At 66.3% G+C, this 17,630-nt stretch carries 17 protein-coding genes and 1 tRNA gene; 4 read left to right on the top strand and 14 right to left on the bottom strand.

The window, feature by feature from the left end:
* Positions 1-90 precede the first annotated feature (90 nt).
* Together recQ and gyrB are read left to right on the top strand one after the other, a co-directional pair.
* Positions 91-1,929, top strand: coding sequence for a DNA helicase RecQ (gene recQ / locus ACWIGM_RS27030; RefSeq protein ID WP_454029068.1), 1,839 nt, complete (start codon positions 91-93; stop codon positions 1,927-1,929).
* Positions 1,930-2,052: 123 nt separating this feature from the next.
* A complete protein-coding gene (gyrB, locus tag ACWIGM_RS27025; protein ID WP_454029067.1) occupies positions 2,053-4,485 on the top strand; it encodes a DNA topoisomerase (ATP-hydrolyzing) subunit B in 2,433 nt (810 codons plus the stop codon).
* Between the two features lie 160 nt (positions 4,486-4,645).
* Here the strand turns inward: gyrB and ACWIGM_RS27020 are convergent, their stop codons facing one another.
* The 5 genes from ACWIGM_RS27020 to ACWIGM_RS27000 form a co-directional block, all read right to left on the bottom strand.
* Complete coding sequence (locus tag ACWIGM_RS27020) at positions 4,646-4,912, bottom strand: hypothetical protein (RefSeq protein ID WP_454029066.1); 267 nt, start codon at positions 4,910-4,912, stop codon at positions 4,646-4,648.
* Positions 4,913-5,008: 96 nt separating this feature from the next.
* Positions 5,009-5,767: an ABC transporter permease gene (locus ACWIGM_RS27015; protein ID WP_454029065.1), complete on the bottom strand. Its 759-nt coding sequence runs from the start codon at positions 5,765-5,767 to the stop codon at positions 5,009-5,011.
* 4 nt (positions 5,768-5,771) lie between these two features.
* Positions 5,772-6,518, bottom strand: coding sequence for an ABC transporter permease (locus ACWIGM_RS27010; RefSeq protein WP_454029064.1), 747 nt, complete (start codon positions 6,516-6,518; stop codon positions 5,772-5,774).
* A gap of 3 nt (positions 6,519-6,521) precedes the next feature.
* A complete protein-coding gene (locus ACWIGM_RS27005) occupies positions 6,522-7,364 on the bottom strand; it encodes an ABC transporter ATP-binding protein (RefSeq protein ID WP_454029063.1) in 843 nt (280 codons plus the stop codon).
* Positions 7,361-8,350: an ABC transporter substrate-binding protein gene (locus ACWIGM_RS27000; protein WP_454029062.1), complete on the bottom strand. Its 990-nt coding sequence runs from the start codon at positions 8,348-8,350 to the stop codon at positions 7,361-7,363. The genes ACWIGM_RS27005 and ACWIGM_RS27000 overlap by 4 nt, the downstream gene beginning before the upstream one ends.
* 549 nt (positions 8,351-8,899) lie before the next feature.
* On the opposite strand from ACWIGM_RS27000, the gene ACWIGM_RS26995 reads away from it, so the two are divergent.
* The gene (locus ACWIGM_RS26995) at positions 8,900-10,843 is read left to right on the top strand and encodes a glycosyltransferase (protein WP_454029061.1); all 1,944 of its coding nucleotides are present in this window, start codon (positions 8,900-8,902) and stop codon (positions 10,841-10,843) included.
* Here ACWIGM_RS26995 and ACWIGM_RS26990 read toward each other — a convergent pair.
* From ACWIGM_RS26990 to ACWIGM_RS26975, 4 genes are all read right to left on the bottom strand, one after another.
* Complete coding sequence (locus tag ACWIGM_RS26990) at positions 10,788-11,381, bottom strand: SCO family protein (protein ID WP_454029060.1); 594 nt, start codon at positions 11,379-11,381, stop codon at positions 10,788-10,790. The two genes, ACWIGM_RS26995 and ACWIGM_RS26990, sit on opposite strands and share 56 nt — an antisense overlap.
* A gap of 32 nt (positions 11,382-11,413) precedes the next feature.
* Positions 11,414-11,590, bottom strand: a complete 177-nt coding sequence (locus ACWIGM_RS26985; protein WP_454029059.1) for a hypothetical protein — start codon at positions 11,588-11,590, stop codon at positions 11,414-11,416.
* Positions 11,591-11,683: 93 nt separating this feature from the next.
* A tRNA-Gly gene (locus ACWIGM_RS26980) sits at positions 11,684-11,758 on the bottom strand.
* 127 nt (positions 11,759-11,885) lie between these two features.
* Positions 11,886-12,182 (bottom strand): hypothetical protein, encoded by a 297-nt coding sequence (locus ACWIGM_RS26975; protein ID WP_454029058.1) that lies wholly within the window; start codon positions 12,180-12,182, stop codon positions 11,886-11,888.
* A gap of 370 nt (positions 12,183-12,552) precedes the next feature.
* On the opposite strand from ACWIGM_RS26975, the gene ACWIGM_RS26970 reads away from it, so the two are divergent.
* Positions 12,553-13,062 carry a methylated-DNA--[protein]-cysteine S-methyltransferase gene (locus ACWIGM_RS26970; protein ID WP_454029057.1) on the top strand — a complete coding sequence of 170 codons (510 nt, stop codon included), beginning with the start codon at positions 12,553-12,555 and terminating at the stop codon, positions 13,060-13,062.
* A gap of 125 nt (positions 13,063-13,187) precedes the next feature.
* On the opposite strand, the gene ACWIGM_RS26965 is transcribed toward ACWIGM_RS26970, so the two are convergent.
* The 5 genes from ACWIGM_RS26965 to ACWIGM_RS26945 all read right to left on the bottom strand — a co-directional run bounded on the left by ACWIGM_RS26965 (position 13,188) and on the right by ACWIGM_RS26945 (position 17,409).
* The gene (locus tag ACWIGM_RS26965; protein WP_454029056.1) at positions 13,188-13,910 is read right to left on the bottom strand and encodes a 2OG-Fe(II) oxygenase; all 723 of its coding nucleotides are present in this window, start codon (positions 13,908-13,910) and stop codon (positions 13,188-13,190) included.
* Positions 13,911-14,077: 167 nt separating this feature from the next.
* Complete coding sequence (locus tag ACWIGM_RS26960; protein WP_454029055.1) at positions 14,078-14,329, bottom strand: hypothetical protein; 252 nt, start codon at positions 14,327-14,329, stop codon at positions 14,078-14,080.
* Positions 14,330-14,345: 16 nt separating this feature from the next.
* Positions 14,346-15,404, bottom strand: coding sequence for a bifunctional DNA-binding transcriptional regulator/O6-methylguanine-DNA methyltransferase Ada (gene ada / locus ACWIGM_RS26955; protein ID WP_454029054.1), 1,059 nt, complete (start codon positions 15,402-15,404; stop codon positions 14,346-14,348).
* 214 nt (positions 15,405-15,618) lie between these two features.
* Positions 15,619-16,074 (bottom strand): ester cyclase, encoded by a 456-nt coding sequence (locus tag ACWIGM_RS26950; RefSeq protein ID WP_454029053.1) that lies wholly within the window; start codon positions 16,072-16,074, stop codon positions 15,619-15,621.
* Positions 16,075-16,245: 171 nt separating this feature from the next.
* Positions 16,246-17,409 (bottom strand): 2'-deoxycytidine 5'-triphosphate deaminase, encoded by a 1,164-nt coding sequence (locus tag ACWIGM_RS26945; RefSeq protein ID WP_454029052.1) that lies wholly within the window; start codon positions 17,407-17,409, stop codon positions 16,246-16,248.
* Positions 17,410-17,630 lie beyond the last annotated feature (221 nt).

The raw sequence follows: 17,630 nt of genomic DNA, 5'->3' as shown, positions 1-17,630 counted from the left end.
CGTCACAGCCGATCAAGCCAGCTTGCGCGAACCGGGGACGGAATCGCGCAATGGCTGGCCATGACCTCGCGAATCCGGCACATCCGGCGGATGTCGTCGCCCCGCGAATCAGAAGCCCGCGCGATCCTGAAGTCGGTCTTCGGCTATGACGATTTCCGCCCCGGACAATGGGAGGTGATCGAGGCCGCGCTTTCCGGCCGCGACGTCTTCGCGGTGATGCCGACCGGCTCGGGCAAGTCGATGTGCTATCAGCTGCCCGCTCTGGTCGCGGGCGGACTGACACTGGTCGTCTCGCCGCTGATCGCCCTGATGCGCGACCAGGTCGGCCAATTGGTGCGGGCCGGTGTGCAGGCCGCCTCTCTCAACTCGATGAACAGCGAAGCCGAAGCGGCGCAGGCCTGGGACAGGCTGAACGCCGGCGAGCTGCGCCTGCTCTTCGTCTCGCCAGAGCGGCTGGCAGGAGAAGGGCTGGTTGCGCGCCTGCGCCGGCTCGGCGTCACCCGCCTCGCCATCGACGAGGCCCACTGCGTCTCGCAATGGGGCCACGACTTCCGGCCAGAATACAGGCTGCTCTCCAAGGTACGCGAGGCGCTCGGCGATGTCCCGGTGACGGCGCTGACCGCGACGGCCGACCGCCAGACCCGCGACGACATCGCCCAGCAGCTCTTCCCGGCACCGCCGCACCTCGTCGTCCATTCCTTCGACCGGCCGAACCTGAAGCTTTCCTTCGCCCCCAAGGAGCAGCCGCGCCGGCAGATCGACGATTTCCTGAAAGTGCATCGCGGCGGCTCGGGCATCGTCTACTGCTCCTCTCGGAGCCGTACCGAGCGTCTCGCCGAGGGCCTGCGTGAGAAGGGCTGGAAGGCCTATGCCTATCATGCCGGGCTGGAACAGGCCGAGCGCAACCGCAACCAGGACATCTTCCTGCAGGAGGATGGTGTCGTCGTCTGCGCCACGATCGCCTTCGGCATGGGCATCAACAAGCCCGACGTCCGCTTCGTCGTCCATGCCGATATGCCGGGCTCGATCGAGGGCTATTACCAGGAGATCGGCCGTGCCGGGCGCGACGGGCTGCCGGCGGATACGCTGACCCTCTACGGCATCGACGACATGGCGCTGCGCCGGCGCCAGATCGACGAGAAGCAGGTCGACGACGAACGCCGGCGCATCGAGCATAAGCGTCTCAACGCGATGATCGACCTGTGCGAATCGGCGCTCTGCCGGCGCTCGGCGCTCTTGTCCTATTTCGGCGAGCAGGTGCCGCCTTGCCGGCATGGTCAGGCGGAATTCCGCTGCGATCTCTGCGGCCCGGCCGCGCCCGAGCTGAGCGATGCCACGCTCGATGCGCGCAAGCTGCTCTCGGCGGTGATCCGCTCCGGCCAGCGCTACGGTGCCGGCCATCTCGCCGATATCCTGACTGGCACGGCGACCGAAGCGATCCGCCGCCAGAACCATGACGGGCTGAAGACCTTCGGCGTCGGCAACGACAAGCCCAAGGGCGCCTGGATGGCGCTGACGCGCAAGCTCTTCGCCGCCGGAGCGCTCGCGGAAGCCAGTGTCGAGCATGGCGGCTTCTGCCTGACCGAGAGGGGCGAGGAGATCCTGTTCGGGCGCGAGCCGATCGCGCTGCGGGTCGACCCGCTGGCCGAGCGCCGCTCGCGTCGCGGCCAGCGCGAGGCGGCGCGTGCCGACGGACTCGACGGCGACACCGCCGCGCTGTTCGAGCATCTGCGCCAGCTGCGCCTTACCCTCGCCCGCGAGGAAGGGGTCGCCGCCTACATCATCTTCACTGACCGGACGCTGATCGCGATGGCGCGCGAGCGCCCGCTCGGCCTCGACCAGATGCGTGGCATCGAAGGCGTCGGCGAACGCAAGCTCGCGCAGTACGGCGAGGTTTTCCTGGATGCGATCGCGACGTTTTCGGGGTAGAAGACCCCCTCTCTCGCGTACGCGTGCGGGCGCACGTGAAAAAGCCATCCTGAGGGCTTATATTCACAAGCCGAATCAAGATCATCCGCGGGCGCCAGCTCGCCCGCCGAAGGACCCTCTTTCATGACAGACGTCACCAGCGGCGCCGAAGACTACGGCGCCGACTCGATCAAGGTGCTCAAGGGCCTCGACGCGGTCCGCAAGCGCCCGGGCATGTATATCGGCGACACCGATGACGGCTCGGGCCTGCACCACATGGTCTATGAGGTGGTCGACAATGCCATCGACGAGGCCCTCGCCGGCCATGCCGACCTCGTCACGGTGACGCTGAACGCCGAGGGCTCGGTCACGGTCAGCGACAATGGCCGCGGCATCCCGACCGACATCCACAGCGAGGAAGGCATCTCGGCGGCCGAGGTCATCATGACCCAGCTCCATGCCGGCGGTAAGTTCGACCAGAACTCCTACAAGGTCTCGGGCGGCCTGCACGGCGTCGGCGTCTCCGTCGTCAACGCGCTCTCGGTCTCGCTGAAACTGCGGATCTGGCGCGGCGGTAACGAGCATTTCATGGAGTTCCGCCATGGCGATGCGGTTGCCCCGCTCGCGGTCGTCGGCCCGGCCGGCGACAAGCGCGGCACCGAGGTGACCTTCCTGCCATCGCAGGAAACCTTCACCATGGTCGAGTTCGACTACAAGACGCTGGAGCATCGCCTGCGCGAGCTCGCCTTCCTGAACTCGGGCGTGCGCATCGTCCTGACCGATGCCCGCCATGCCGAGGTCGTGCGCGAAGAGCTGATGTACGAAGGCGGCGTCGAGGCCTTCGTGCGCTATCTCGACCGCGCCAAGACGCCGATCATCTCGAAGCCGGTAATGCTCTCGAACGAGAAGGACGGCATCACCGTCGACGTCGCGCTGTGGTGGAACGACAGCTACCACGAGAACGTGCTCTGCTTCACCAACAACATCCCGCAGCGCGACGGCGGCACCCATCTCGCCGGCTTCCGTGCCGCGCTGACGCGACAGGTCACCGGCTATGCCGAGACCTCCGGCATCTCGAAGAAGGAGAAGGTCTCGCTCACCGGCGACGATTGCCGCGAGGGCCTGACCGCGATTGTCTCGGTCAAGGTGCCCGACCCGAAGTTCTCCTCGCAGACCAAGGACAAGCTGGTCTCCTCGGAAGTCCGCCCGGTTGTGGAGAACGTCGTCAACCAGGCGCTCTCGACCTGGCTCGAAGAGCATCCGAACGAGGCCAAGACCATCGTCGGCAAGGTCGCCGAGGCGGCCGCAGCCCGCGAGGCGGCGCGCAAGGCCCGCGACCTCACCCGCCGCAAGGGTGCGCTCGACATCGCTTCGCTCCCGGGCAAGCTCGCCGACTGCCAGGAGCGCGATCCCGCCAAGTCCGAGCTGTTCATCGTCGAGGGTGACTCGGCCGGCGGCTCGGCCAAGCAGGGCCGCGCCCGCGAGTATCAGGCCGTGCTGCCTCTGCGCGGCAAGATCCTCAACGTCGAGCGGGCGCGCTTCGACAAGATGCTGTCTTCCGACCAGGTCGGCACGCTGATCACCGCGCTCGGCACCGGCATCGGCCGCGACGAGAAGGATTCGGGCGCCTTCACCATCGAGAAGCTGCGCTACCACAAGATCATCATCATGACCGACGCGGACGTGGACGGCGCCCATATCCGCACCTTGCTGCTGACCTTCTTCTACCGGCAGATGCCGGAGCTGATCGAGCGCGGCCACCTCTTCATCGCCCAGCCGCCGCTCTACAAGGCGGCGCGCGGCAAGTCGCAGACCTATCTCAAGGACGAGCGCGCCCTCGAAGACTACCTGGTCGATTCGGCACTCGACGGCGCCGTGTTCCGCACCGGCGAGGGAGCTGAGCGCGGCGGCACCGATCTGCGCGCCCTGATCGAGGAAGCCCGCAGCATCCGCCACACACTGTCGCAGCTGCATTCGCGATATGACCGGCGCGTCGTCGAGCAGACCGCGATCGCCGGTGCGCTGCGTCCACATGGCGAACGCAGCGAAGCCGAACTTACGGAGGCGGCCGCTTACGTCGCGCGCCGGCTCGACGCGATCTCGGACGAGATCGAGCGCGGCTGGGAAGGCAAGGCAGCCGATGGCGGCTTCACCTTCTCGCGGCTGGTGCGTGGCGTGAAGCAGGTCGTCCTGCTTGATTCCGGGCTGCTCGCCAGCGCCGAGGCCCGCAAGCTCGATGCGGCAGGCTCGTCGCTGCAGGAGGCCTATGCCAAGCCGGGCGTGCTCAGCCGCAAGGGCGACGACCATATCGTCAACGGCCCGAGCGACCTGTTCGACGCGGTCAACGCCATCGGCAAGAAGGGCGTTTCGTTGCAGCGCTACAAAGGTCTCGGCGAGATGAATCCCGACCAGCTCTGGGAGACGACGCTCGACCGCGACGTGCGCTCGCTGCTGCGCGTCAAGAACGACCAGAACGACGAGGCCGACGACCTCTTCGTCAAGCTGATGGGCGACGTGGTCGAGCCGCGCCGCGAATTCATCCAGACCAACGCGCTGAATGCGACGGTCGACACCTGAGCGACACTGGAGCGCGCGTTACGCTCCCGGTTCGTCATGCTCGCCCTTGTGGCGAGCATCCGCGTCTTGAACAGCGCTCCCGACGAAGGAAGACGTGGATGGTCGGGACAGGCCCGACCATGACGTAGAAGATGCTGTTCACAGACGGAGAAGCGCGACCTCAGAAGCCCGCTGGCAGAGTGCCACCACCATAAAGCTCGCCTGAGCGAGGCGAGCTGGTGACGCCGGAGCGGACGTAGGCCGGTCCGCCCTCGCGGGCCGGCGGCAGTCCGAGATCGAGATTGCCGCGATCCGCTGGCGGCGCCGTTCGCACCACCCGCGTCCGCGCCGGAGCAGGCTCCGTGGTCGCGATCGGCTCCTCGCGCGAGACGCAGCCGCCCAGCAGGACGACGAGAACGGCGGCAGCGCCGGAGCGATAGAGGTTCATGGTTTTTCCAGTGCGAGGCGCAGTCCGCGGCGGGCGGAACGAGTCCGCCGCAACCTGCATGACTGCCACGATCCGCGCAAGCTATGGAAACGAGCTCTAGCGGTGCGTCAGGCGCCGGTCGAAGCGCATCATCAGGGTGTTGCAGGTGACCGCGAAGACGGTCAGCAACAGGGCGATCGCCATGATCGTGTCGATCTGGCCGATATTGATCGCACTGGTCAGCAGGAAGCCGAGGCCCCGCTGCGAAGCGAACATCTCGCCGATCAGCACGCCGAGCAGCGTCAGCGAGAAGCCGAGCCGGACGCCCGAGATGATTTCGGGCAGGATCGCCGGCATGATCACGGTGAAGGCACTCTGCGACGGCGAGAGCCGCATCACCTGCGAGGTCCGGCGATAGACCGGCTTCATCTGGCGGATCGCGTTCATCGAGAACAGCGTGATCGGGATCAGCCCGTGCATCACGCCGAAGGCGATCTTGGCGGATATGCCGAGGCCGAAGCAGAGCAACACCAGGGGATAGAGCACGACCTTGGGGATCGAATAGAGCGTCGTCAGGATCGGTTCGGCGACATTGCCGGCGAGCTTGCGTACGCCGAGCACGATGCCGAGCGCGATGCCGCCGAAGAGCGAGATCGCGAAGGCAGCGACGAAGGCCCGCATCGTCTCGGAGACGTTGAGCCAGAACTCGCCGGTCGCGAGCAGGGAGGCGAGCTTGCTGACCGTCTGCATCGGCGAAGCCAGCGAGGAGGCGCCGACCAGCAGATGCAGACCCTGCCAGAGCACGATGATGGCGAGGAGGACGAGCAGGGTGCCGGCCGAGCGTGGCATGAGGCTCGTTGTCGTGAGGCGCGTCATGGCGTCACCGCTGCCGGCGCGCCTGGAGGCGCCGATCGATCATGTTGAGGAAGGTGTTGACGACTGTGACGACGATCAGGACGAGCAGCATCAGCGCGTACATGTGCCCGTTCTCGAACAGGTTGTAGGCATAGGCGATGGCGTAGCCGACACCAGCACCGGAAAGGATGAACTCGGACGCGATGACGCCGATGAAGGAATAGGCGACCGAGAGCTTCACCCCGGTGAAGAGGTAGGGCGTCGCCGCCGGCAATTCGATCAGGAGCGCGGTCTTGACCCGCGACATCCGGTAGATCTGGCCGGTCTTGCGCAGCACGCGCGGGATGCGGTCGAGCCCGTTCAGCGTCGCCGTGATCATCGAGACAATGGCGAGCAGCACGGCGATGGCGATGATCGAGGCCGAGCCGACGCCGAAGAGGGTGATGAAGATCGGATAGAAGACGAAGGTCGGGACGGCGTAATAGCTCGCCAGCAGCGGCTCGATCGCGTCGCGCAGGCTCGGCATCGAATAGATGATCACGCCGGCGGCGAAACCGAGCAGGACCGAGAGCACGGTCGAGATCGCGATATTGGTGAAGGTGATCGTGATATCGGCCGAGAACTGCCCGGAGGCGAGGATTTTGCCGAGCTCGACGACCATCTCGGACGGCGCGATCATCACCATGCGCGGGATGACGCCGATGCGGCAGAGCGCCTCGACCAGCAGGATCATCGCGGTGACGACCGCAACGCGCAGCCATTTCTCGGACATGGCTTAGGCCTTTCCGGCCGACATGATCTTCAGCGCTTCGATGCGCAGCTTTTCCCAGAGTCGGGCGGTGATGTCGCCGAAATGCGGGGTCGAGACGACGCGGCTGTCGCGGTCCCGTTCCCAGCCGGTCTCGACGAAATCGATGAAGGTGCCCGGCCTGGTCGACATCACGCCGACGCGGTCCGACAGCATCGCCGCCTCGTCGAGCGCGTGGGTGATGAGCAGCACGGTGGCGGAGGTCTCGCGCCAGAGCCGCAGTAACTCATCGCCCATCAACAGGCGGGTCTGCTGATCGAGCGCGCCGAAGGGCTCGTCGAGCAGGATCAATCGCGGCTGCAGGACCAGAGTCCGCGCGATGCAGACGCGCTGGCGCATGCCACCGGAGAGTTGCGCCGGATAGGAGCCGGCGAAGTCCTTCAACCCCATGAAGCCGACGGCGTAATCGACCCGGCGGGTGATCTCGGCCGGATCGACGCCGGCGCGGCGCAGGCCGAAGGCGACATTGTCGCGGACATTCAGCCAGGGGAACGAAGCGTCTTCCTGGAAGACGACGCCGACACCGTCGGGCACGCCGTCGACCGGCTTGCCTTCGAACTCGGCGGTGCCCGATTGCGGCGCGCTCAGGCCGGCGAGAATGTCAAGCAGGGTCGACTTGCCGCAGCCGGACGGGCCGACCACCGAGAAGAACTCGCCCTTCGCCAGATCGAGATCGACCGGGCCGAGCGCGTGCAGCGTGGATTTCGGCAGCTGGAAGACCCGGGTGACGCCGCGCAGCCTGGCATGAGCCGGGGCGGCGGCGGGCTGGGGCGCGAGCGGCACGACCTTGGCCCCCGACACCGCGCTCATTGCTTCGCCTGGAGGTCGGCAGGCAGGTAGGACTTGTCGAGCACGGTCGACCAGTCGACGTCGCTCTTGACCTCGCCGATCAGCTTCAAGCCCTCGACCATGCGGTTGAGCTCGGCGACGTTGAACTCGCCTTCGCTCCACATCTTCGGCGGGATCATGTTGTCGACCGCTTCCTTGGCGATCGGCGCATCGAGCTTGTAGAGCTTCTCGATGATCTTGGCGGTCTCGGCCGGGTCCTTGTAGATCGCCTGCACTCCGGCGCGGCGGCCGGCGATGATCGCCTTGAGCTTCTCCGGGTTCTCCTGCGCGAATTTGCGCGTGGTGATGCCGACCGAGGTCGTCATCGGCTTCAGCACGTCGCCGGCCTTGTAGAGCGTGCGGTACTTGTCCTTGCGGATGATCGAGAGCGGCTCGATCAGCACCGAGCCGACGACCGCGTTCTGCTCGAGCATGGTCAGCGCCGGGACGTAGCCGCCCGCCGCGACACGCTGAACCTTGCCCTGGTCGACGCCCTTCTCGCGCAATACCATCAGCAGCAGCATTTCGGAGACCGATTTCGGCGAGGTGATCGCCACCTTCTTGCCGGCGAGATCCTCGACGCTCTTGAGCTCGGAGTTCGGCATGACGACCATCGAGGCCTCGGCAACGCTGCGCGTGCCGGTGTTGACGATGATCAGGTCGAGCCCCTGCGCCTTGGCGGCGAGCGCGGCCGAGACGGCAACCTCGCCATAGGGCGTCGCGCTGGCAAGAATGTTGCGCACCGTGGTGCCGCCGCCGCCCGAGCCGATGATGCCGGTGATGTCGATGCCGGCCTGCTTGAACAGGCCCTTTTCCATCGCCACCGCATAGGGCGCGCCGTACATGCTGGCGCCCCATTGAGTGACGGAAATCTCCTCGGCGCGTGCCGGCGCCTGCAAAGTGAGCACGGCCGCAGCGGCGATGGCCGCGAGACGATTGAACGAATTCAGGCCAAGCCAAGCGGTCATGTCACTCTCCCATTGAGGCACGCCGCCGATCGTTATCGTTGCAGCAAGCCGGACGCTCACGTCCAAATTTCATTTGTATGCAAACAACGATCTCAATGGATTTCAAGCTTGTCAAGCGATTTGAGATCGACGACTTGCAAACTGCCGGCAGCAGCGAGGAAGCGAGACTATCGCGCGGAAAACCGTTCGCAACCGCGAAATGAAACGGGCCACGAACAGGGCCCTGACGCGCAGATTCGCCGCAAAAGCTTGTATTTCGGGAAAGCATCGCCCTTCCGGCCTCGAACCGTCGGAGCCAAGGCGGGCCCGTCGACGCGAACTGCCGCCGACGCGCGAGCAGCGCTCGTCTCGCGCAGGCACTCACGCCTCATTTGTATACAAATGACTATTGATGCATCTTCCACCAGTTGCTCACCGCCCGCCATCGCAGCGCGCATGAGCAGCGTGCCGTGCGCCATCCGACTTCCGTCCAACTCGACTCCGACCTGACGATCAGCAACCATAAGTTGCCGCGAGTTGCAGGGCCGTCAGCTGCGGTTGGGGGGTGGGATGAGGGCTCGAGCTTGGCCGCAAGCCGGTACAGACCGGGCTCTTCCGCTCGGCCTGCCTGCCGAGATCGCCTTTCTGGCCGATCACGGCGTGGCCCCTGCGCAATTGCGAGAGGCAGCTCTGGTTTCGGAGCGGATCGGCGTCCCACCAAGCCGGCAGGTCATCGCTTCCGGCCTCGTCACGGAAGAGCAACTCTACCGTGCGCTGGCGGCCGAGCTCGACCTGCGCTTCCAGCCGCGCCCGCCGCCCCTGCAGCCGGGCGGGGACATCTCCGCGATCCTGCGCGAGGGCGTAGCGGTCACGAGCGCCCGCCCGGACAGCCCGGTCCGCTTCGCTGTCGCGCCGCCGCCCGGGCGGGCGCTGCGCCGTTTCCTCGCAGCGAAGCCCGATGCCCGACGAGATCTGGTGATGCTGACGCCATCGACGCTGGCGGCCGAGCTGCGGCGCAGCAATGCCGGACCGCTCGCGCGCGAGGCGGCCTGGATGGATGAAGCGGGGCTTCAGCGCTTCAGCGCCCGAACCGGCACAAACTGGCTTCAGAAGCTCGTCGCCTTTCTCCTCGTCGGCCTCTTTTCGGTGATCGGCACGCTGGCACCGGTGACGACACTGACCGGCATCGCCCTCGCTTTGGGCCCGCTCTTCTTCGCCACCATCATCCTGCGGCTCGCAGCCTTGATGGAGAAACCGCAGGTCGACCTCTGGCGCGACCATCGCTGGCAGATCGACGACAGCCGGCTGCCGGTCTACACCGTCGCTGTCCCGATCTTCGGCGAGGAGAACGTCCTCGATCAGTTGATCGAGGCCCTGTCTGCGATCGACTATCCCGTCGCCAAGCTCGACATCCGCATTCTCGTCGAGGAGATCGACTGGGGTCTGCGCCGCCTCCTTGCGGCGCGCGAACTTCCCCCGTTCATGCAGGTCATGATCGTTCCGCGTGGACTACCGCAGACCAAACCGCGCGCGCTCAACATCGCACTGGCGGAGGCACGCGGCGAGCTGTTCACCATTTTCGACGCCGAGGACATTCCCGATCCGCGCCAGCTTCGCCTGGCAGCGGCGCGCTTCCTGCGCTCCGATGGCGACCTTGCCTGCCTGCAGGCCCATCTCGTCATCGACAACACCGAGGACAGCTGGCTCAGCGGCTGCTTCGCGCTGGAATATGCCGGGCTGTTCGACGTGCTCAATCCCGGCCTGCTGCAAGCCGGCCTGCCGATCATGCTCGGCGGCACCTCGAACCATTTCCGAACCGAGGCGCTGCGGCGCATCGGTGGCTGGGATCCTTGGAACGTCACGGAGGACGCCGATATCGGCTTCCGGCTCGTCCGCGCCGGCGGCTATATGGCCGACCTGCCTTGCCATACCCTGGAGGAAGCGCCGGCCACGCTGCGCGGCTGGCTCAAGCAGCGCACGCGCTGGCACAAAGGCTACCTGCAGACCCTGATCAGCCATCTCCTGTCGCCGTGGCAACTGCTGCGCGAAGCCGGGATTGCGGCGACGCTGACCCTGCTTGCGCTGTTGTTCGGCACGCTCCTCGGCATGCTCGGCTATCCGTTCTTCATCATGGCAGCCATCGCGATCTGGCTGGAAGGCTCGCTGTTCACGACCGAACAGCCGCTCGAGATGCTGGTGTCCTCGCTCGCTCTGGTGCTCACCGTGAGCGGGATCTGCGTGCTCTTCCTGGTGCCTGCGCTCGGCGCCTGGCGACGCGGCGCACCCGGGCTATGGCGCTGGCTGCCGCTGTTGCCGGTCTATCATCTGTTGATCTCGCTCGCAGCCTGGCTGGCCTTGTACGACTACCTCGACCGTCGCTTCGTCTGGAACAAGACCGCGCATGGACTGGCTCGCTCCTCGCGCTATCGCAATTCCGCCCAGCCCGCTCCCGGCACGGCTACAGATGCCGCAACCACTCCTGCGCCGCCTCCGCCGGTGGACGCTCGATATTGAAGGCTCCGACGAAGCCGCCGTTCTTATCCATCAGATAGACCAGGGCGGTATGGTCCATGGTGTAGTCGCCGTCCTTGAGCGGCACCTTGCGGGCATAGGCGCGATAGGCCTTGATCGTGGCGTCAACCGCCGCGCGGTCGCCGGTCAGCCCGACGATGCGGGGATCGAAGGAGCCGAGATAGCTCTTCATCGTCTCGGCCGTGTCGCGCTCGGGATCGACCGTGATGAACAGCGCCCTGAGCTTGTCGCCCTTCGCACCAGCCGCGCGCAACACTTCCGAGATCTCGAACAGCTTGGTCGGGCAGATGTCGGGGCAATGGGTGAAGCCGAAGAAGACCAGGAAGGGCGCGCCGCGCAGATCCTTGTCGGTCAGGGCCTTGCCCTCGCCGCTGGTGAGCGTGAACGGCCCGCCGACGCTCGAGGCGAGATTCTGCCCGCCCTGACGTGATCCGGGCGCGAAGGTGATGAAAGCGGCGGCAGCGAGCGCGGTGGCGCCGAGCACGAAGACCAGCAGGGGGAGGAGCAGGCGGCGGTTCACGGGGAATTCCTCGAAGGCGGACGAAACGCCGCTCAGAAGCAGGCCAGAAGCGCTGCGATCAACCCATCGGTGAACAGGCGATCGCCTTCGCGCCACCAGAGCAGCAGGCCAGCCGCCAGCAGCAGGCCGAAGCCACCGGCGAGAAGCCAGAGGCCGAGCCGGGACGCCGGTGCCGCACCTTCAGTCTCGATCTGCGGGGTTGCGCTCATGGCGGCAATCTAGCGCCGCCGGCGGCTGGCCGGAAGCGGCGTTCATGCCGCAGGGATCCCCGAAAGAAGCAGAAGATCCGATGTTCGAATGATTGGAGCGGGCGATCGGGATCGAACCGACGACATTCAGCTTGGGAAGCTGACGTTCTACCACTGAACTACGCCCGCGCTGTAGCCCGTATAGCCGGGCGGAGCGGCCGGCCGCAAGCCGGTCGAGAAGAGATTTCGTCGCGAATGAAGAGAACCGCGCCGGGCCCCTGTCGCCCGGCGCGGCCCGGTTCAGGCGCTGCCTGCCTTACCAGCAGCCGTAATAGCCGCAGCCATAATAGCCATAGTGACGGCGGGACGAAGCGGCGATGACCGCACCGCCGACAGCGCCGGCGACGACGCCCGCCGCGACCGCATTGCTGGCCTGGGCGTTGGAGCGGCGGAAGCTCTGGAACACGTCGCTGCGGCAGCGCTCGAAGGCGCGGGTGCCGGGCCTGTGGCCGGCATCGATGCAGACCGTGTCGGCTTCAGCGGCCGATTGCTCGACGGTCTGGCAGCCGCCGAGGGCGGCGGCGAGAACGCCGGCGATGATGAGGGCGCGCATGAGAAATCCTTTCCCTGTAGACATTTGGCCACGAAAGCCATGAAGCGGAAGGCGGCAACGGCCTCCCGCCGGTGACACAAGCTTGAACACGCCGCAGGCCAATGGCCGGCAACGCCATCGGCGCTTGCTGCCATCTGACACGGAATCGCCATTTTGTCGCCCCGAAGGTTGCCGTGAGGGCAACTTTTGAGCGCCGGTTCCGATTTGCGGCTAACGAAGGGTTGAGCCGGCCGCTCGGGAAATCGACCTCTTCCAGACCCCGCAGGCGCCATTGAAAAGAGCGCTTTTCGATTTGAAAGCAAGGGCCGGAGAGAGCTCTGCTGCGCGGGTTCCTATGCTCGCCCAACACTCAACTTCGAGGGTTGGAACGATGAAAGAGATCATCCGCTTTGCATGGGGGATCAGCTCCCTCGGCGACTTCCTGGTCGCGATCTCCGACAGAGGGATCGTCGCCGTCGAATTCAGCTCCGATCATGCGGCGATGGAAGGCGCGCTGCAGGCCCGCTTTCCGGACGCCGTTCCGGAGCATAGCCAGGATGGGCTGGAGGAGGTTGTCGCAACCGTCGCGCGCGTGATCGATGACCCGACGACCGCCTGCGATCTGCCGCTCGATCTGCGCGGCACGCCCTATGAAGCGCAGGTCTGGCAGATGCTCCGGGAGATCCCGCCGGGCGAGACCACGAGCTATGGCGTGCTGGCGTCCAAGTTCGGCACGCGAGACCCGCGCGACGTGACGCAGGCGATCGCCAACAACGCTATCGCTGTCATCGTTCCCTGCCACCGCGTCATCAAGAAGGACGGCTCGATCTCGGGCTATCGCTGGGGTGTCCGGCGCAAGCGGGCGCTGCTCTCGCGTGAGCGGAGATCGCAGACGCAGTGATGGGGCTCGCCGGGCTTGATTGACCGGCGCAGCGAACGCTTCGAAGCCGACACGCGAAGCCCCGGCGGTCCAATCGCCGGGGCTCCTTGTACTGACGATCACATCGAATAAGCCGATGCGCGTCGTCAGCGCGCATCATGAAAGATGATGCCGACGGTGTGGCGCCTGCCGGAGCGGACGCGGCTGACGCCATGGCGCAGATTGACGCGATAATTCCCCTTAGAGCCCTGCACCGGCCGGTTATGGACGGCAAAAGCGACGGCATCGCCCTGGCGCAGCGGCACGACCTCGACACGGCTTTGCATGCGCGGCCGCTGCTCGGTCAGGGCGAACTCACCGCCCGTGAAGTCACGCCCCGGCTCCGACAGCAGGATCGCCACCTGGATCGGAAAGGCGAGGTCGCCATAAAGGTCCTGGTGCAGACAGTTGAAGTCGCCCGGGACGTATTGCAGCAGCAGCGGCGTCGGGCGTGCCTGGCCAGCCTCGTGGCACTGCTTCAGGAAGCTGGCATGGACGTCCGGATAACGCTCCTCGATCCCCATCCGGGCGTTCCAGGCATTGGCGACGCCGGCGAGATGCGGATAGAGCGCCGTCCGCAAGCCGCCGATCAGGTCGGGGAGCGGGTATCTGAAGTAGCGGTACTCGCCCTTGCCGAAGCCGTGGCGCGCCATGACGATATGGCTGCGGAAATGGCTCTCGTCGGGATAGAGCGCCGCGACCCCGCGGCATTCCTCCGGCGTCAGCAGCCCAGGCAGGACGGCGCAGCCGAAGCCGTCGAGCTCGGCGGCGAGCGCCGTCCAGTCGTAAGCGGCGACCCGCGCCATGTCCGGGGTGATCATGAGGTTCATCGTCGCGGCTCCATGCTGAGGTCGTCCTGATCGAAAACTAGGTACGGCAGCGGGCTCCCGAACTCCGATCCTTGCGCTCAAACCGAAACGCTGCAGGTGCGGAGAGGTGCCGGACGAACGCGCCCGATCCATGGACCCCGGCTCGGGTCTCCGCCGGGCGGGTTTTCTCAGGCGAGCCGCAGGATCGTCGTTTCCGCCAGCAGATAGGTCTCGCCGGAGACGAAGCGGACTTCGATCTCGCCATTGTCGAGCTTCTCCCAGACGGCGAAGCCATTCGCGACGAGCTGGCCGATATGGGCCATGACCAGCGCCTTGTCGGGATTGTCGCGAGCGAGCGCGACGAGCTCGGCGATGGCCGCTTGCGTTCCAGGCAGACTGCGTCGGCTCGTCTTTGCGCCGAACCCGCCGCGCGAGAACATGATCGCGGTGTCCCTTTCAGCCGTTGCGCGCTTCCCGGTCGAGCAGGGTCCGCTTGCGATCGACGCCCCAGGCATAGCCCGAGAGCGCGCCGTCATTGCGGACCACGCGATGGCAGGGAATGGCCACGGCGAGCGTGTTCGCCGCGCAGGCTCCCGCCACGGCGCGCACCGAAGCCGGCGAGCCGATGCGGCGGGCGATCTCGGAATAGGATACGCGCTCGCCGACCGGGATCGCCTGCAGCGCCTGCCAGACGCGGCGCTGGAAGGCGCTGCCGCGCACGTCGAGCGGCAGGTCCAGGCCGACAGCGGGATTCTCGACGAAGCCGATGACGCGGGCAACCAGCGCCTCGTAGTCCCGATCGGCACCGATCAGGCGTGCCTTCGGAAAACGGTCCTGGAGATTGCGGACAAGGGCTTCGGGGTCGTCGCCGAGCAGGATCGAGGCGACGCCCTTTGTGCTCGACGCGACCAGGACGGCGCCGAGAAAGGTCTGGCCGACCGCGAACCTGATCTCTTCATCGGCGCCGCCGTCGCGATACCGTGTCGGCGTCATGCCGAGCATGCCGGTCGACTTCTCGTAGAAGCGGCCGCTGGAATTGAAGCCGGCGTCGTAGATCGCCGCGGTGACGCTGCTGCCGGCATCCAGGCCCTCGCGGACCTTCCTCGCCCGCTCGCCCGCCGCGTAATCCTTCGGCGTCAGGCCGGTCGCCGCCTTGAAGACGCGATGGAAATAGCTCGGACTGCGGCCGACCGCCTCAGCCAGGGCCTCCAGGGCGGGCTCTTCCTCGCTCTCCTCGATGATCCGACAAGCCCTGGCGACCAGGCTCGCGTTCTCGCAGTCGAGCGAGGGGCCGTCCGGATTGCAGCGCCGGCAGGGCCGGAAACCCGTCGTCCGCGCGCTCTTCAGCGTGTCGTGCAGCGTGACATTCCTGGGGTTGGCCATGCGTGACGGACAGGACGGGCGGCAATAGACCTGGGTTGTAGCAACGGAATACCAGAACTCGCCGTCAGCGCTCTTGTCGCGGGCGACGATGCGGGCCCAGCGCGGATCGTCCGCGACGGACCGGATTGGCATTCTGGCCCCCACTGCGGGCCTTGTCGTGATCGTCATCGTCGTCATCTCGCATCGTCCTCGTTCGACCGTGCCTGCGACCAACGCCCGTCACACTCCGATCCTTGCTCGCGAATTCGAACGCCGGCCACCCGATTTCCGCTCGGTCGGAGGGCAAACAAGAAAGGGGCCGCGCCGGAAGCGCGACCCCTTGCCCAGCTCTGGACCCGCTTGCCGCTCAGGCGGCCTTGACGAGGCCAAGCTGGGTCATCGCCGTCAGGCCGTCGTCAAGGCCGATCTCCTCGACGATCCTGCCGCCGATCACCTTCAGGACCGTCGTGCCGGTGAAATGCATCCTGCGGCCGGACGCAGCGGGGAGGGCATCATAGCCGGGCAGGACATCGTCGAAAGCCGCGCCCGTATGCGTGCCGCCGCCTTCCCACTGCCCGACGACATAGTCGCCCTCGGCGATCAGATCCGCCGTTCCCCAGAAATTAAGATCGGGGAACGCCGCCCGAAAGTCGGTCATGAACGCCTTGATGTCGTCATGGCCCCGGCGCGGCTCGTGCAGGGAGTATTTGAGCAGCATGTCGGGAGCGGCGATCTCGTCGACGACTGCGAGATCGACTTCCTTGCCCCAGAATTCGGTGAACCAGCGCACCACAACGGCTTTGTTGTCGTCTTCCTTGCTCATTGGACCGGGCCCTCTCATCGATCTGACGGTCATCGAAACCGCTCGACGACCTTGATCGAAGGGTAGGGAGGCGCCGTTCCGGCCAAACTCCGTTTCTTGCCGTCGAACCGGAAACGCCGTCCGGTGGGCACTCGACGAAAAACGGTTCTTGGGGGCCGCGATGCTCCGAGGCTAGCTGCGGAAATGCTTGGAGAGCTTCAGCGCCTGTCCCTGGTAATTGGAGGTCCCGATCGCGCCATAGAGCGCGTCCGGCTCGGCCGCCATACGCTCGAAGGCAAGGCGCCCGACCACCTGTCCGTCCTCGAGCAGGAAGGGCACCTCATGGCTCCTGACCTCGAGCACGCCGCGGCTGCCGGGCACTCCGTCCGAGCCGACACCGAAGCCCGGATCGAAGAAGCCTGCATAGTGGACGCGGAACTCGCCCATGGCCGGGTCGATCGGCGCCATCTCAGCGGCGAAGGCCGGCGGGATATGCAGCCGCTCCTTGGAGGCCAGGATGTAGAACTGGTGCGGGTCAAGGATCAGCCGCTTGCGCTTGGCCGGGATCGGTGTCCAGAAATCGTCGATCTCGTAGCCGGCGACCCGGTCGACATCGATGACGTCTGTGAAGCGCTGGGCCTGGTAGCCGATGATCTCGCCCTCGGCGTCGCCGAGATGGATGCTGAACAGCAGGCCGTTGCGGATCGTCGCGGGGCCGTCGACCAGGGCGGTGTGGCGATGGACCTCGCGCAGCTCGCGGTCGGAAACGCGGAACCCCTCCGCCTCCTCCTGGCCGGAGCCGCGCCGGCGGAAGCGCAACTGGTTGAGACGGCTGCCTTTGCGCACCTTGATCGAGAAACTCGACGGTGAGATCTCGGCATAGAGCTTACCGGAATAGCCGCCGGCGACGCTGTCGAAGGCTTCGCTGCGGTCGGCTATCAGACGGGTGAAGACGTCAAGCCGGCCGGTCGAGCTCTTCGGATTGGCGAAGGCCGAGATCGTCGCCGGCAGTTCGTGCAGCGACTCCATCAGCTCGACGACATAGACGCAGTTCTTCTCGAGGATCGCGCCCTCCTCAAGCGAGACCTCGTCCTGGGTCAGATCGGCGAGCATCTGGGCGACGCTCTTGTTAGGCCCTGGCAGAAAGCTGGCGCGGACGCGATAAGCCTTGTGACCGAGCCGAAGGTCGAGGCTCGCCGGCTGGTACTGGCTCTCGGCGAAGGCGCCGGAGGTCGAGCGAACCATGCCGCGATGGACGAGCTTGCGGATGTCCTGGCGCGGCAGCACGCCGGAGGGGCCGGCGAGCGATGCCGGCGCGGTCGCGATCTCGGCCAGCATGTCGGGCGATGTCGCCATGGCGCTATCAGACCACCTTGTGAAGCGCGGCGCAAAGCCAGCCTACCGCGAGATTGATCGTTCTTCCTGCCGCACCGGGGAGCCGCTGGCGAGTCCGGCGCCACGTTTTCCACATGCCCGCGCAACCGCTGATCATCGGGTCTACAGCCGATTGGCGGCATTGACGCTGCGCCGTCCCAAGGCATAACAAGGCCTTCCCGCCGCCCCGGCGTGAGCCGCAT

This window comes from Allobosea sp. NPDC055332 (genome assembly GCF_053645455.1).
Note: the sequence above shows the minus strand (reverse complement) of the source record. Positions and strands in the feature narration are given on the sequence as shown.